We start from the raw sequence: 14479 nt of genomic DNA, 5'->3' as shown, positions 1-14479 counted from the left end.
GGACGGCAGCCGTTACTGGTTTCCCGTCAGAGAGACCATGGATGCCGGCGAGCGCGATGAAGCCATCGTGCAACGCCTCAGAGAAGTCTGCGACTACGCCTACAGCAGTTGCGCGTTCTACCGCGTCAAGTGGGATGATGCGGGCTTTCATCCGAGCCAAGTCCGATCCCTGGAAGATTTCGAGCGCCGCTGCCCGGTGGTCACGAAGGCGGACCTGCGCGCTGCGCAACACCGCGCTCCGCCCTTTGGCGACTATCTTTGCATCCCCGAGAGCGAGATCTTCCATATCCACGGCACGTCAGGCACAACAGGGCACCCGACTGCATTTGCCATCGGCCGTGACGACTGGCAGAGCATAGCCAATGCGCACGCACGCGTCATGTGGGGAATGGGAATCCGGCCGGGCGACATTGTCTTTGTCGCCGCCATCTTGAGCCTTTACATGGGTAGCTGGGGCGCGCTCGCCGGCGCAGAGCGACTGGGCGCCAAAGCATTCCCCTTTGGTGCCGGAGCGCCAGGAATGTCCTCGCGAGCGGTGCAGTGGCTAAACATGATGAGGCCCCAGGCCTTCTACGGCACGCCTTCGTATGCGCTGTACTTGGCCGAGACGGCAACGAAAGAGTGCCTGAGCGCCGCAGACTTCGGCGTCGAGCGGATGTTCTTTTCCGGTGAGCCGGGTGCTTCCGTGCCGGGCGTACGCAATCGCATCAAGGAGGCGTATAAGGCTGAGGTCTTCGACTGCGGATCGATGGCCGAGATGTCGCCCTTCATGAACGTGGCGGCGTCGGCTGAGTCGTCGATGGGCATGCTCTGCTGGCAGGATGTCTGCTACACGGAGGTGTGCGACCCGGCTACCTTCGAGCGCGTTCCCTATGGGCAGCGTGGCACGCCGGTCTACACGCATCTGGAGCGCACTTCGCAGCCCATGATCCGGTTGCTCTCCGGAGACCTCGCGCTCTGGACCAACGAGAAGACACCCTGCGGGCGCACGTATCCCAGACTGCCTCAGGGCATCTTCGGCCGCATTGATGACATGTTCACCATACGTGGTGAAAACGTCTATCCGAGCGAGATCGATGCGGCGTTGAGCAAGCTGGACGACTACGGCGGCGAACACCGCATCGTGATCAGTCGCGACGGTCACATGGATGAGCTGCTGCTTCGAGTGGAAGCCACGCCGGACCTGACCGCCAAGGGCGCTCAGGCATTGGAGGCGTTCAGGAGCCAGGTGGCTGCCTCGGTGCACACCATGCTCGGGCTGCGCACGATGATCGAAGTCGTAGAACCCGGAACTTATCCGCGCACCGACTTCAAGGCACGCCGGGTCATCGACGACCGCGAGGTCTTCAGGCAGATGGCCCAACGCCTGACCTCAAGCACCGCATGATGGCCACGCCTGTACGCTCCGACGCGCTTGTCGAGCGCGCACTTGCAGGCGACAACGCGGCCATGGCGCGCCTGATGAGCCGCGCCGAGGCCGCCTCGCCGGAGTGTCGTCCTGCGTTCGCGCGCCTGTACGCCAAGGCGGGCAGGTCGCGTGTCATCGGCATCACAGGCGTGCCGGGCAGTGGAAAGTCCACCTTGGTTTCGATGCTCACGCTGAAACTGCGTGCGCTGGGCAAGCGTGTCGGAATCATCGCCGTCGACCCTTCCAGCCCCTACTCCGGCGGTTCCATCATGGGAGACCGTATTCGCATGTCGGAACTCGTCAACGACGAGGGCGTATTCATCCGAAGCATGGCTACACGCGGTGCCCACGGCGGCATGGCGCGCGCCTCGCTGGAAGCGGTCGACGTTCTCGACGCCGCCGGATTCGACTATGTCATCATTGAAACCGTCGGTGTCGGTCAGGCTGAAGTCGAGATTGCGAGGGCCGCTCACACCGTCGTTGTCGTATCGGCACCTGGCCTGGGCGACGACATTCAGGCCATCAAGGCAGGCATCCTGGAGATTGCGGACGTCCACGTTGTCAGCAAGTGCGACCGTTCGGACGCCAATCGTACGATCAGTGATCTCAAGGCAATGCTCACCATGGGTCTGTCGTTGGATGGCAGTAGCTTGTGGCAGCCTCCCGTGGTTCCCACCAGCTCTGCCAAGGGCGAGGGATTCGAGCAGTTGATCGAATGTCTTGATCGCCATTCGCAGCACATACGCAACTCCAGCGCAGGGCAGCAGCGCCTGCGCAAAATCGCAGAGTTTCGAATGCTCAAGACCGCGGAAGACCTGCTGGCCCAGCGATTTCTGGATGCGCGTCAGAGCACCTTGACCGCCATCTCCGCACGACTCTCAGATCGCCAGATCTCCCCATACCAAGCCGCAGAGCAACTGCTTGCCGGCTTCAACCTTCAAGGACAAGCATGAACGCCAAGCCTGCGACCGAAGCCAAACAATCGCTGCAAGCACAAGTCAAGGAATGGGAGGCTACAGAGGTTGCCGCGTTCCTTGCCAAGCAAACGGAGAAGAAGGAGCAGTTTTTCACCTACGGGGGCTTTCCGCTGAAGCGCACATACACAGCGCTTGACATCGAGGACCACCCGGTTGAGGACATCGGCCTGCCAGGCCGATACCCGTTCACGCGTGGACCGTACCCGACGATGTATCGCAGCCGCACGTGGACGATGCGCCAGATCGCTGGTTTCGGGACCGGGGAAGACACCAACAAGCGGTTCAAATACTTGATAGCGCAGGGTCAAACCGGCCTATCCACGGACTTTGACATGCCGACCTTGATGGGCTACGACTCTGACCACCCGATGTCAGAAGGTGAGGTGGGGCGCGAAGGCGTGGCGATCGACACACTCGCCGACATGCAAGCGCTGCTGGACGGCATCGACCTTGAGAAGATTTCGGTGTCGCTCACCATCAACCCGTCGGCCTGGATCCTTCTGGCGATGTATGTGGCACTTGCGCAGCAGCGCGGCTACGACATGAACAAGCTGTCGGGCACGATCCAGGCGGACATCCTCAAGGAATACATGGCGCAGAAGGAGTATGTTTTTCCGATCGCGCCATCGGTGCGCATCGTGCGCGATTGCATCACGTATTGCGCGAAGAACATGAAACGTTACAACCCGATCAACGTATCGGGCTATCACATCTCCGAAGCCGGCTCGTCGCCCTTGCACGAAGTGGCGTTCACGATGTGCAACCTGGTCACCTATGTCGAAGCGGTGCTGGAGACAGGCATGCGGGTGGACGAGTTCGCGCCTCGCCTGGCGTTCTTCTTCGTGTGCCAAACAGATTTCTTCGAAGAGATCGCCAAGTTTCGCGCTGCACGTCGTGTCTACGCAAAGATCATGCGTGATCGCTTCGGCGCCACGAATCCGGAATCGATGCGACTGCGGTTCCACTGTCAAACGGCAGCCGCCACGCTGACCAAGCCGCAATACAAGATCAACATCGTTCGCACTGCGATTCAGGCCCTGTCGGCGGTGTTGGGTGGTGCACAAAGTCTGCACACCAACGGAATGGATGAGGCTTTCTCGATTCCGACCGAGGAGGCGATGAAGATCGCGCTGCGAACGCAACAGATCATCGCTGAAGAGGCGCACGTCACGGAGGTCGTGGATCCGGTCGGCGGTTCGTACTACGTCGAGCACCTCACCAACGAGTACGAGCGCAGGGTCTTCGAGATCATGGAGGAGGTCGAGAACAACGGCGGCACCATCAAGCTGATCGAGGAAGGATGGTTCCAGCGCCACATCGCGGACTTCTCCTACGAGCAGGCGCTGAACAAGCAAAGCGGGGATAAACCAGTGATTGGCGTGAACCGATTCCAGGAACCCGGCGAGGTGGCTGACCTGGAAACTCATCCACATGATCCGACTGCCGAGCGGAGGCAGATCGAGCGACTCCGGCGCATCCGGCGCGAGCGCGACGGCGTGAAGGTCAACACGTTGCTCGATGAGCTGGTGGCGGTGGCCAAGGATGAAAAGCAAAACATCATGCCGGTCACGATCGAACTCGTGCGCGCTGGTGCAAGCATGGGTGACATCATCGAGCGCCTCAAGTCCATCTGGGGAACCTATCGCGAAGTGCCGGTGTTCTGACCATGCATGAGGAAGATGTTGTCCGACTGCTTCTCACGCGTCAGGAAATCCGACGCCTGAAGAAGGAGATCGCGACCACAGGGAGCGCTCAAGCCGCCGAGCAATTGCTTGTCGACAGTACGCGCAAAGGGCACGACAAACTGGCGCTGCATCGCTACGCTCTCCTGCGTCGGCTTGATCCGACGCGATGTGCAGCCTTTGAAGGCTACTGCAGCGCCGTGGCGGCGAGTTTGAGTCCAGAAGACATTCAGCGCGCCTTCGAGCACATGGATCGCGTCTGGAATACCCGGGCTCTGTCTTTTCGGCAGCCTTGATCGCCCACAGGGCGCTGGGGAACCCTATGAATATTGATCGATCGTCTGTGGTTGGGGTAGGAACCATGAGAAAAGAACCTTCAACGCCAAGCGGCCAAAGCGACGATCAACAGTGGAGAACTCCGACATGAGCTATCGCTTGAGTCAGATCACAACCAAGACCGGTGACACGGGTGAAACCTCACTTGCTGGCGGCACTCGCGTAGGGAAGAACAGCCCATACGTCTGTGCTTTGGGTGCCGTCGACGAAGTGAACTCCATGCTTGGTTTGCTGATGAGCAAGGTCGTCGATCCAGATATCCAGCGCGTGATCGCAACGGTTCAGAATGACTTGTTCGATCTGGGTGCAGAATTTTGTCAGCCCGGAAAACTTGTTCTTTCGAGTGAGCGCGTCGACTATGTGGGTCAAGAGATCGAGCGATTCAACGCTGGCCTTCCACCTCTGACGGAATTCATTCTTCCTGGCGGATCCGAGCCGGCGGCAATCTGTCACATTGCGCGAACGACGTGTCGTTCGGCCGAACGCGCGATCGTTTCCCTCGAACAGATTGATCCCATCGCATCGTCGGCGCGAGTGCCGTACCTGAACCGCCTTTCCGATCTCCTCTTTGTACTGGCTCAGGTATTGAACAGGCACGCCGGCGTGGCCGAGGTCTATTGGCCATCCACTGCTGGTCGTACAACAAGGGTCGGAAGTACTTGAGGCTGAGGCGTGTGGACACAGGTCGGTGGACTGGAAGCGCGGGGTGCGGTTGGCGATGCGAACCATGAGCGCGCTTGAGGCCTCCCCCTTCGTGCTTGAGTACATGGGGGTTCGACCCGCCTTCAACGGGCCCGTGCGCTCCAGCGGATTTGGGAGTGCCGTACTTGGACGGGTAACGTTGGGCAACGACGCCATACTCGGGCCGTTTGCCGTCCTGCGTGGTGATGGCCATGTGGTCGAAGTCGGGGACAACTTGTATCTCGGCCTGCATAGCACGGTGCACATCGCGCACGAGCTCTATAGTGCGAAGCTCGGAGCGCGTGTCACCATCGGATCTAACTCAGTCGTCCACGCGTGCACCGTGGGCGATGACTGCGTCATCGAGGAAAACGTCGCAGTACTGGATGGCGCGATTGTCGGAAAGGGCTGCGTCGTGGCTGCCGGGTCAGTGGTCTATCCCCGAAGCGTGTTGCCCCCCGGGCAGTGGTGTGAGGGGTCGCCTGCGGTACCAATGCGACCTCTAGATTCAGTCGAATTGCGCGAGCTGCATAAACGCGTACGAGCTGACGGGCTGATTGGTTCGTCAAAGGCGATTGAGCGGGTTGCGAACTCGGTCGCAATCAGCGGCGGCGATCACGGCTACGTGGCGGCGACTGTTACGGGCTCAGGCACCCTTCGCATGGGGGAAGGCAGCAGCCTCTGGTTTGGCTGCGTCTTGGAGTCCGGCGCGCTCGGTGTCACCATCGCCTCGGGCGCGAACGTTCAGGACAATACTGTTCTGCGTTCCGAGGAGCACCTGGTAAGGGTCGGCGAAGGGTCAACGATTGGGCACAACGTGCTGTTGCATGACTGCACCGTTGGTGCGCGCGTCCTGGTCGGCATGGGGAGTACCTTGGCACCTGGCACTGTCGTCATGGACGACACGTTCGTTGCCGCAGGGTCATGTACCGCTCCAGGACAAGTACTCAAGAGCGGGTGGTTGTGGGGCGGCCGTCCGGCGCGCGCCATGTCCCGCATGAGCGGCCGCATGCATCAAGTCATTCAGGTATCGGCCGAGATCTATCGCGAGTACGCGACTGAGTTTGCGGCCAACCAGGAGGCTGTTCTGCGCGGTGCGGATCGCTGAACCGTCGTCAGGTGGATCGTCCACCGAGCGCGTCGCCTTGAAGTGCATGGTCACGCGCGAGTGGACCCGGACGATTCTATAGGTCCCTGTATAGTTCCCAGGGTTGGCGAGCTTGAACACTTTATTGCCATCAAAGCACACCATGGAAGTTGTTCGTAGGTCCGATATGCCCATTGCACCGATCACGTTTCAAGCGCAACACCGTAGCATTCAGATCAGCATTCCGCAGACGTCGCCGTCCCTGTATGAGCAGGTCTATTCATCGATTCTGGAGGCAATATGCGGAGGGATCCTTCGTCCAGGCGACCGTCTCAATCAGGACGAGCTTGCCGCCAGACTGAACGTGTCACGTCAACCCGTGACGCAGGCGCTGACGGTACTCAGATCGCAGGATTTCGTGCAGGACTCCGGCCGTCGAGGCTTGCTAGTGGCACCGATACGTCGAGCTTTTTTCGAGTCGCTCTATGAGCTGCGCGAGTCTCTTGACCCCATGGCGGCAAAGCTGGCCGCTCGACACAGCGACAAGCTGTCGCGGGAGCGTGTAGACGCGTTGATGGAGCGCGGGCATGCCGCTCTGCGAGATGGACGTATCGCGGAACTCACAAGTGCCGACATGTCATTTCACATATGGATATATGAGTCGGCCGGCAATCCGCTGCTTCTGGAGACACTGCGCCTCTATTGGAATCACCTGCGGCGGGCAATGGTTACCGTGCTTGAGCCGTCGACCGTTCGTGATCGGGTGTGGGACGAGCACGCGCGAATCCTCGATGCAGTCCTGAGCGGCGACCAGCAGGAAGCTGAAAGGCTCTCGCTGCTCCATATTCAGCAGGCAGCTCAGCGGGTTGTCGGCAACCTGCCATCGACCTGACTGCTCCAGGACGCTGCGGACACCTAGATAGTGTCGTCACGAGATGTGGCATGATGGCGTTGTTCTCAACAACCGCGCTCTTGAGATGGCAGAGACTCTTCATCGACACGACATTTCAGACAGGCACTGGGCCTTGCTCGAACCCTCTTTGCCGGGACGAGCGGGTGTTTGGGGTGGGGTTGCGCTGGACAACCGCCAATTCATCAATGCCGTGTTCTGGATTCTTCGCACCGGCGCGCCGTGGCGAGACCTACCGGCCTCGTATGGCGGGTGGAAAAACACCCATCGACGTTTTTGTCGCTGGCGTGACGGGGGCGTATGGGAGTCGCTCTTGGAGCAACTCATGGTTGAGCCCGACTACGAATGGCTCATGCTGGATGCCAGCCATTGCAAGGTTCACCCGCACGCAGCGGGAGCGCGTGGAAGCAATCAGGGCATGAGCCGTACAAAAGGGGGCTCAACACCAAGATACATCTGGCCGTGGATGCGCATGGTCTGCCGCTCAGAGCGGCTATTACAGAAGGTACCCGAGCAGATTGCGCAGAGGCTGAGCAGTTGATGGACGGGTTCAAGATGGACTGCCTGCTTGCTGACAAAGGCTACGACAGCGATGCCATCGTGGCGAAAGCCCAAGCGCAAGGTGCCCAGGCCGTGATTCCGCCGCGCAAGAATCGCAAGCAACCCAGAACGTACGACAAAGCGCTCGACAAGCTACGCCATCTGGTCGAGAACGCCTTCCTGCATCTCGAGCGGTGGAGGGGAATCGCGACGCGCTACGCGAAAAACGTCGCCTCATTCGTTGCCGCCGTGCAAATTCGCTGTCTCGCCCTCTGGCTGCATATCTCGTGACGACATTATCTAGACATGATGGTCGCTCTATAGGCGAAGGAAGGCCCGTCTCCGGTATCGTGGATTGCGCACTCTGAGAGTGTGCCGAGCCACATGCGGCGGGTTTCCCCAGCCGCAAACCGTATGGAGACGAGCCATGGACGAGAGTATCAAGTTCTTCGTTGGTCTGGATGCGCACAAGGACAGCATCGCGGTTGCTGTGTGCGAAGCCGGGCGAGAGCCGAGCCGTTTCGTGGGCACCCTCGGGCCCGACGTGCAGGGGGTTCTCAAGACGCTGCGCAAGTACGGTCCGGCGCGGCAGGTGAGCGTGGTCTACGAGGCCGGGCCCACCGGCTACGGGCTGCATCGAGAGCTGACTCGGCGCGGCTATCGCTGCGAGATCATTGCACCCTCGTTGATACCGCGGCGAGCAGGCGAACGAATCAAGACTGATCGGCGCGATTGCGCCCGGCTGGCCGAGCTGTCGCGCGCCGGCGAGCTCAAGGCCATCTGGGTGCCCGACGAGGCCCACGAAGCGATGCGCAATCTCTGGCGGGCACGCGAGGACGCGGTCAACCTGCGCCTGAAGGTGCGTCAACAGCTCAAAGCGTTCCTGCTGCGCCAGGACCGCCGCTATGCCGGCAAGACGTCCTGGACCAAGATGCATCAGCGCTGGATCGCCGATCAGCACTTTGCTCACCCTGCAGATCAGATCGCGCTGACGGAATACCAACTGGCCGTGCAAGCGACCGAGGAGCGAGTGCAGCGGTTGACGGCTGCGCTGCAGCAGATAGTCCAAGGCTGGCGCTTCGAGCCGGTCGTGGCGGCGCTGCGGGCGCTGCGCGGCATCGACACCGTCAGCGCCATCGGCCTGGTGTGCGAGGTCGGAGACATCAGCCGCTTCGGCACGGCGCGCCAGCTCATGGGCTACCTTGGACTCGTGCCTTCGGAGCATTCCAGCGGCAACAGTGTGCGGCGCGGCTCGATCACCAAGACCGGCAATGCTCACGCGCGGCGCTTTGAACCGCCCCGGGTTCCGTGGAGGCCAGTTGGTCTAAGTCAGGCCGCCACCGTGGTGGCCTGACTGGCTTGCTGCCGCCAGTAGTTTGCCTCAGCTTCTGCCGGCGGGATATAGCCCAGGGGTTCCATCAGTCTGTGGTTGTTGAACCAAGCTACCCATTCCAGGGTCGCCAGCTCCACCGATTCTTTGGTCTTCCAGGGGGCACGGCGATGGATCAGCTCGGTCTTATACAGCCCGTTGATCGTCTCGGCCAGGGCGTTGTCATAGGAGTCGCCCTTGCTGCCTACAGAAGGCTCAATCCCAGCTTCAGCCAGCCGCTCGGTGTAGCGAATGCTGACATATTGCGAACCTCTGTCTGAGTGATGGATCAAGGCATCGTCCCGCTCGGGTTGGCGGGCATAGAGCGCCTGCTCCAGCGCGTCGAGCACAAAGTCCGTGCGCATGGAACTGCTCACCCGCCAGCCGACGATGCGCCGGGCGAAGACGTCGATGACGAACGCCACGTACAGCCAGCCCTGCCAGGTGGACACGTAGGTGAAGTCGGACACCCAAAGGGCATTGGGCCGCGCAGCCTTGAAGACCCTGTGGACGTGGTCCAGCGGACACAGCGCCTTGGCGTCAGGGATCGTGGTGCGCACGACCTTGCCGCGCCTGGTGCCCTGCAATCCGAGCCTGCGCATCAGCCGCTCCACCGTGCAGCGCGCCACCACCACACCCTCGCGGTGCATTTGCTTCCAGACCTTGTCAACGCCATAGACCTGCATGTTCGCTTGCCAGACCTGTTGGATGTGGGGGATCAGCCGCTGATCGCGCTGGGTGCGTGCCGGCAGCAACTCAGGATGGCGCTGCCGGGCCGCATGCAGGCGGTAACCGCTTGGGGCGATCTGCAAGACCTTGCAGATCGGCTCGACCCCGAAGCGGTCACGATATTGATCAACAAATGCCTTCAGCTCTTGAGTCGGCGGTCGAGCTCCGCCTGGGCGAAAAACGCGCTGGCCAGCTTGAGGATCTCGTTGGCCCGGCGCAATTCCTTGACCTCGCGCTCCAGATCCTTGACCCGCTGCGCTTCTGCCGAGGTCACGCCTGGGCGCGTGCCTGCATCGACCTCGTCGCGTCTGACCCACTCCAGCAGGGTGTGCGCCGAGCAGCCGATCTTGGGGGCAATCGACTCCACAGCGGCCCACAGCGAGGGGTACTCACCGCGGTGCTCCTGCACCATCCGCACGGCGCGCTCGCGGACTTCAGGGGAAAACTTGTTTGACTTGTTCATGGCTCCATTCTCTTCAAGGTTGGAGCCTCCTCAAAAACCGGGGCGGTTCACGCGCCCAAGCGCCCCATGCTTGGCGTGGTCGCGGGTTTACTGCTTGCAGCCACGGTGGTTTTGCTCCAAGAGGGGCGCGCATCGCTGGCTTGCGGATTGGTGCTGGCCGTTTTCGTGCTGACCGACCGCGACGTGCTGAAGCAGGTGGACTGGCTGCTGCTGGCAACGTTCGCGGCCATGTTCCTGGGGCTGGGGCATTTGGCGCAATGGCCTCCGGTGCAAGCACTGGTGCAGACGCTGGACTGGAAACAGGCCTGGGTGATGTTTCTGGGCGGCACGCTGCTGTCGCAGTTCATCAGCAACGTCCCCACCGCCGTGCTGCTGTCGCACTACACCACGGACTACACCGCGCTGGCCGTGGCGGTGAATGTCGGCGGCTTTGGCCTGGGCATCGGTTCGCTGGCCAACCTGATTGCACTGCGCCTGGAAGGCAGCCGTGGCGCTCTCGGAGCATTCCACCGTATCAGCGTCCCATTCCTGCTGGNTCTTGTGGCACCACATCGGGCTGCGCGCCAGCCTGCGCCTGCAGCGCTTCGAGCTGTGCCTCGAGGCTGGCCTCGTCGGCGGCGAGTGTCTCCTCGAAGAGTTGGCGCTGCTCGGCGTTCATGGCTTCAGTCTTGGCCGCGAACTTCCACGCCTTCAGGCGCGCCAGCTCGAACGTGATGCGCTCGATCTTGGCGTCACGGAACTTGATGTCCTGCGCTTGGGCTGCAATGTGCCGGCTTTGCTCGTCGATGTGCTGGAGCATTTGCTCCGCGATTTCGGTCAGCGCGACGGGGCTCAGACCATACAGGTCCTGGGCTTTGAGTTCGTGCACATTGAGCATGCGCGTCTTGTGCAAAGCCAGCATTGGCGCGGCTATTCGGACATGTCCGAATAGCCGCCGCGCTGCTTCTCAATGTCCAATCCCATCCGTGCGATCAGCCGCCATCACATGCGTGTGATCACCCGCATTTGCTCCAGCCGCTGCCAGGGCAATCCGAGCACCAAGGCGTCAAATTGCAGCTGCGTCAAGGTCATCGGCGCGGCCGCGGTGGGAACCTCGCGCGGCCACACGAAACGGCCGTCGTTCAAGCGCCGCGCCGCACACCACACGCCGAAGCCGTCATGCACGAGCAGCTTGATGCGGGTGGCGCGTGCGTTGGCGAACAGGTAGCCGTGATGGGCCTGGGCCGAGCCGAACACTTGCACCACGCGGGCGAGCAAACGCTCGGTGCCGGCGCGCATGTCCAGCGGCTCAACGGCCAGCCACAGTTGATCGATGCGGATCATCGTAGCCAACCGCGAAGCCACGCCGCGCACTGATCGGCAGCCGCCAGGGGCCAGCTCACGGCAACGCTCGTGGCACCCCGGCGCAGTTCGATGCGGATGTCTGCCAGCGCTGTTGGGACGGCCTCACGACTTGGCAAAGCCAGCGCGATGAACTCGCCTGCGCCGTGGCCTGCGCTGCTGGGTGATGCCGGCGGCCGGGCCGCTGGCGCTACGCCACGGCGCCACTTGCGCACGAGGTTGGCGTTGAGGTCGTAGGCGCGCGCAATGGCCGCCACCGAGGCGCCGGGCTCGCCGCACGCGGCAAGCACCCTGGCCTTGAGTTCAGCGGCGTGGCGCCGCCGCGGCGCACTCTTGATTTGCATGGCGTCCACCTCAGACATACGTGGACACCATGTTGGCCGCTATCCATCCGCTGTTCAAGGTGGAACGGCTAGCCGCTTACGGTGATGCGGCACGATCACGATAGGAAAAACCCTCACCAACACTATCCACAGAACCCTTCGGGGCAACCTGCGCCACTAGAGCGAGGCAGCTTCCATGACGGATCGATGCACGGTGGTAATCAACCCACGAATATCAGTCTGATCCATCGTCGCAGCAGCAGACTTGTGCCGCATCACCCCGTGCCACTGGATCCACATCGAAGCCCTGCGCCTATTGACAAGAGCGACCATATCAGTGTCCTGTCCCGCTGATATGTGAGCAAAGTCGATGCAGCTTTTCGAGGATCGAGTCGGCAGTGGCGGTCCAGCGGAATGGCTGGGAGTTGGTGTTGTGGTGCGAGACGAACTGGTCAATGCGCTGCACGAGTTGTTTGATGCTGGAGAACGAGATCGGCATCCTGAGTCCGCCAGTTTGGGTGGCCATCAGGGCGAGGAGGGCGGCCGCCTCGTCATCGAGTCGGGGCGCCCGGGGAATACGGCTTCGACCCGTTGCTGGCCGCATCACACCCGAAAACCTGCACGGCGAGGCGAATTTCGGCCCCGCCGTCGGCGAGGAAGCCTTCCGATGGTGTGCCAGTGGTGCGCCAATCCCTGCGGAACTGGCGCACTCCGAGTGGGGCGCCGTTCAACCCCTGCGTTTGTTCAAAATCAGGGCTTTCTTGCGACGAGCAGTAACGATCCCCCCATCGGCAGGGAAACTCCCATCCTGATCGGCCAACGTTCAATTTCGAGCAAAACTCGCAAGATTCGATTGGTGAATCTCCCGATTCGGAACCCTTCATCAACCGGGTTCTTTGATTTTTTCGAATTTCTCTGCAGCAACCGTGAAATCACCATGAGGGGGAGGAGCAAAAAAACAAATGAGGTGACGCGTTGCACGCGAAAGCCCGCCGCCTCAACTTTGCGCACCAATTCGGCGCGCGAGTAACGTCGTTTGTGGCCAGCATATTCATCTGTGCTGCTCCATAACCATTGATGCTGTGGCACAGTCAAGAAGATCCCACCGCCCGGTTTACATGCACAATACATCTGCTGAAGGACTCTCTCGTCGAGATCGATATGCTCCAGAACGTCAAACGCTCCGATAATGTCAAATTCCTCCTCAAATGGTATGGATCTGGCGTCCATTTGAATCAAATTTGCCCCGATGGAGAGTGTCGATGCATGGTGCAGTCCCTCGAGCGAGGCCTCGCTGCCGCATAGTGTCAGGCCCGGAAAATTTTTCTGGATATCCGATAACATAAACCCGTTTCCACAGCCAATTTCCAACATGCTTGTTGAATATGGAAGCTCCGATTTGAGAAAATCCACGATTATTTTTCTGCGCACGACAAACCAAAAGTGATGAGTTTCTATCGCAGCGCATTCTGAAAATAAAGCAACATGATAACCGTCATTCATCTCCACCATATTGGGTGCCAGAATCACGAATCCGTCTTTTTGTGGCGGCATATACCCACACACGAGACACTTCCAGCCGGCGCCCTCACACTGTTTGCTGCTGCATTTCACACAAGTTTTCATGACGAATCTCCCAAGCAACTGAACGCAATGCCGCGGACGCGGCACGACCCCGCCCGAAGAGGCGGCGTAGCGAGTGGTTCAGCTGTGGGAGATCGGGGGTCTTAGCGAGACCCTGCCGTGCGCAATCGCAAGCTGCCACGGCGCAATGGAGCCAGCAATTTGCTTGCCCGGATCGAGGAGGCAACGCCCGTGCCGTGAAAATGCCATAGTTCCGTCGCAGGACAAGGCACAAACATCGTTGTTGCAGGCGCACTTGCATGCGTTGGAGTCGTTCGGGCTGCCGGGACCGGCGGGCTCGCCTGAAGCGTCATGGCCCCTGCCGTGGGCGGCTTCCGAGCTCTGCACAGTGGCGTCGTGCCCGGCGCCAGGCAGGTTTTCCGCTTCGTGTGGAGTCGTGCGCTTGCAATGCGCGCCGTTCATGAGCGAAGCCCAGCCGGCAGTGGGAACGGCCACGCACAGCAACAGGATCAGGATTGGAATGACGCGCAGCTTATCCATGGGCACTCAGCGGGCGACTTGACCGGCAGCAACCCACGCCGCAAAGTGTCCGTGGAGGTGACAGCCATACTTAAAAGCATGCCGACTTTGGTGAACGTCCGGATCAGCGAAGCGGTCTTTCCGGGCGCGACACTGACGCCGGTGGGATGCTCCATTTTCATGTTCGGCAGCCTCGCCAAGCACAGATTCGTGGTCGAGCTTGCCCATGTTGGCGACCTCGAATTCGGCGGTTTCGCCAGCCTTCACCGTCAAGTCCGTGGTGGCGACCTTGATGATGCGGGTCACTTGGGATGAGTCGTCAGGATGCCCAAGCCAGTCGTTCTCGCCGTGGAACTCCCCGTGCATGCCCTTCATGCCTGCGAATGTTCGTGCCCACTGCCGGCAGCGAGCGCCAGCGCGGGAAAAGCGAGCAGAGTGCCCGTCGGATCCGGCATGCCGGACTGACGGGCATCTCGACAGCCGGTCTGGGCGCCGCGACGAAGTCGCGTGGCGTTGCCGTTTGGCAAAGC

At 61.0% G+C, this 14479-nt stretch carries 15 protein-coding genes, 3 pseudogenes and 1 other annotated feature; of the genes and pseudogenes, 10 read left to right on the top strand and 8 right to left on the bottom strand.

Annotation, left to right across the window (positions count from 1 at the left end):
- The first annotated feature begins 37 nt into the window (after positions 1–37).
- From THIX_RS14485 to THIX_RS14445, 9 genes and pseudogenes are all read left to right on the top strand, one after another.
- Positions 38–1387, top strand: coding sequence for a phenylacetate--CoA ligase family protein (locus THIX_RS14485; RefSeq protein ID WP_233224569.1), 1350 nt, complete (start codon positions 38–40; stop codon positions 1385–1387).
- Positions 1384–2361, top strand: coding sequence for a methylmalonyl Co-A mutase-associated GTPase MeaB (gene meaB / locus THIX_RS14480; protein WP_233224568.1), 978 nt, complete (start codon positions 1384–1386; stop codon positions 2359–2361). The genes THIX_RS14485 and meaB overlap by 4 nt, the downstream gene beginning before the upstream one ends.
- Positions 2358–4049, top strand: coding sequence for a methylmalonyl-CoA mutase family protein (locus THIX_RS14475; RefSeq protein WP_112486752.1), 1692 nt, complete (start codon positions 2358–2360; stop codon positions 4047–4049). The genes meaB and THIX_RS14475 overlap by 4 nt, the downstream gene beginning before the upstream one ends.
- A 2-nt stretch (positions 4050–4051) precedes the next feature.
- Positions 4052–4363: a hypothetical protein gene (locus THIX_RS14470; protein WP_112486751.1), complete on the top strand. Its 312-nt coding sequence runs from the start codon at positions 4052–4054 to the stop codon at positions 4361–4363.
- A 127-nt stretch (positions 4364–4490) separates the two neighbouring features.
- The gene (locus THIX_RS14465) at positions 4491–5066 is read left to right on the top strand and encodes a cob(I)yrinic acid a,c-diamide adenosyltransferase (protein WP_112488396.1); all 576 of its coding nucleotides are present in this window, start codon (positions 4491–4493) and stop codon (positions 5064–5066) included.
- Positions 5067–5130: 64 nt separating this feature from the next.
- Positions 5131–6192, top strand: coding sequence for a gamma carbonic anhydrase family protein (locus tag THIX_RS14460; RefSeq protein ID WP_158540903.1), 1062 nt, complete (start codon positions 5131–5133; stop codon positions 6190–6192).
- Positions 6193–6304: 112 nt separating this feature from the next.
- On the top strand, positions 6305–7063 hold the full coding sequence (locus tag THIX_RS14455; RefSeq protein WP_158540902.1) for a GntR family transcriptional regulator: 759 nt from the start codon (positions 6305–6307) through the stop codon (positions 7061–7063).
- 85 nt (positions 7064–7148) lie between these two features.
- A protein-coding gene (locus THIX_RS14450; RefSeq protein WP_112488395.1) for an IS5 family transposase occupies positions 7149–7912 on the top strand; the annotation gives its coding sequence in 2 pieces (ribosomal slippage) (positions 7149–7521 and positions 7521–7912; 765 coding nt in all).
- Between the two features lie 136 nt (positions 7913–8048).
- Positions 8049–8909 (top strand): annotated as a pseudogene (locus THIX_RS14445) (IS110-like element ISCARN28 family transposase); the annotation flags it as partial.
- A gap of 41 nt (positions 8910–8950) precedes the next feature.
- On the opposite strand, the gene THIX_RS14440 reads toward THIX_RS14445, so the two are convergent.
- Positions 8951–10182 (bottom strand): IS3 family transposase gene (locus tag THIX_RS14440; RefSeq protein ID WP_371412925.1). Its coding sequence is split into 2 segments (ribosomal slippage): positions 8951–9891 and positions 9891–10182, totalling 1233 coding nucleotides; the frame shifts between segments, so codons are not numbered across the junction.
- Positions 9788–9904: a sequence feature (AL1L pseudoknot), on the bottom strand. Its footprint overlaps the gene before it by 117 nt.
- A 66-nt stretch (positions 10183–10248) precedes the next feature.
- On the opposite strand from THIX_RS14440, the pseudogene THIX_RS24910 reads away from it, so the two are divergent.
- Positions 10249–10548 (top strand): annotated as a pseudogene (locus THIX_RS24910) (SLC13 family permease); the annotation flags it as partial.
- 148 nt (positions 10549–10696) lie between these two features.
- On the opposite strand, the gene THIX_RS14430 reads toward THIX_RS24910, so the two are convergent.
- From THIX_RS14430 to THIX_RS23085, 7 genes and pseudogenes are all read right to left on the bottom strand, one after another.
- The gene (locus tag THIX_RS14430; RefSeq protein ID WP_112486746.1) at positions 10697–11083 is read right to left on the bottom strand and encodes a hypothetical protein; all 387 of its coding nucleotides are present in this window, start codon (positions 11081–11083) and stop codon (positions 10697–10699) included.
- An 80-nt stretch (positions 11084–11163) separates the two neighbouring features.
- Complete coding sequence (tnpB, locus tag THIX_RS14425) at positions 11164–11505, bottom strand: IS66 family insertion sequence element accessory protein TnpB (protein ID WP_112485933.1); 342 nt, start codon at positions 11503–11505, stop codon at positions 11164–11166.
- Positions 11502–11867 carry a transposase gene (locus THIX_RS14420; RefSeq protein ID WP_233224471.1) on the bottom strand — a complete coding sequence of 122 codons (366 nt, stop codon included), beginning with the start codon at positions 11865–11867 and terminating at the stop codon, positions 11502–11504. The genes tnpB and THIX_RS14420 overlap by 4 nt, the downstream gene beginning before the upstream one ends.
- A gap of 313 nt (positions 11868–12180) precedes the next feature.
- Positions 12181–12336 (bottom strand): annotated as a pseudogene (locus THIX_RS14415) (IS630 family transposase); the annotation flags it as partial.
- Between the two features lie 260 nt (positions 12337–12596).
- Positions 12597–13472 carry a bifunctional 2-polyprenyl-6-hydroxyphenol methylase/3-demethylubiquinol 3-O-methyltransferase UbiG gene (locus THIX_RS14410; RefSeq protein WP_112486745.1) on the bottom strand — a complete coding sequence of 292 codons (876 nt, stop codon included), beginning with the start codon at positions 13470–13472 and terminating at the stop codon, positions 12597–12599.
- 78 nt (positions 13473–13550) lie between these two features.
- On the bottom strand, positions 13551–13970 hold the full coding sequence (locus tag THIX_RS23090) for a hypothetical protein (protein ID WP_146748566.1): 420 nt from the start codon (positions 13968–13970) through the stop codon (positions 13551–13553).
- 6 nt (positions 13971–13976) lie between these two features.
- Positions 13977–14324: a hypothetical protein gene (locus tag THIX_RS23085; RefSeq protein WP_146748565.1), complete on the bottom strand. Its 348-nt coding sequence runs from the start codon at positions 14322–14324 to the stop codon at positions 13977–13979.
- Between the last annotated feature and the right edge of the window lie 155 nt (positions 14325–14479).

Source organism: Thiomonas sp. X19 (assembly GCF_900089495.1).
In the GTDB taxonomy this organism is placed as follows: Bacteria; Pseudomonadota; Gammaproteobacteria; order Burkholderiales; family Burkholderiaceae_C; genus Thiomonas_A.
Note: the sequence above shows the minus strand (reverse complement) of the source record. Positions and strands in the feature narration are given on the sequence as shown.

Coding starts and splice junctions, on each gene's coding strand:
- THIX_RS14485 (WP_233224569.1), top strand. CDS start 38: ATGGATGCCGGCGAGCGCGATGAAGCCATCGTGCAACGCCTCAGAGAA.
- meaB (WP_233224568.1), top strand. CDS start 1,384: ATGATGGCCACGCCTGTACGCTCCGACGCGCTTGTCGAGCGCGCACTT.
- THIX_RS14475 (WP_112486752.1), top strand. CDS start 2,358: ATGAACGCCAAGCCTGCGACCGAAGCCAAACAATCGCTGCAAGCACAA.
- THIX_RS14470 (WP_112486751.1), top strand. CDS start 4,052: ATGCATGAGGAAGATGTTGTCCGACTGCTTCTCACGCGTCAGGAAATC.
- THIX_RS14465 (WP_112488396.1), top strand. CDS start 4,491: ATGAGCTATCGCTTGAGTCAGATCACAACCAAGACCGGTGACACGGGT.
- THIX_RS14460 (WP_158540903.1), top strand. CDS start 5,131: ATGAGCGCGCTTGAGGCCTCCCCCTTCGTGCTTGAGTACATGGGGGTT.
- tnpB (WP_112485933.1), bottom strand. CDS start 11,505: ATGATCCGCATCGATCAACTGTGGCTGGCCGTTGAGCCGCTGGACATG.
- THIX_RS14420 (WP_233224471.1), bottom strand. CDS start 11,867: ATGCAAATCAAGAGTGCGCCGCGGCGGCGCCACGCCGCTGAACTCAAG.
- THIX_RS14410 (WP_112486745.1), bottom strand. CDS start 13,472: ATGAAAACTTGTGTGAAATGCAGCAGCAAACAGTGTGAGGGCGCCGGC.
- THIX_RS23090 (WP_146748566.1), bottom strand. CDS start 13,970: ATGGATAAGCTGCGCGTCATTCCAATCCTGATCCTGTTGCTGTGCGTG.
- THIX_RS23085 (WP_146748565.1), bottom strand. CDS start 14,324: ATGAAGGGCATGCACGGGGAGTTCCACGGCGAGAACGACTGGCTTGGG.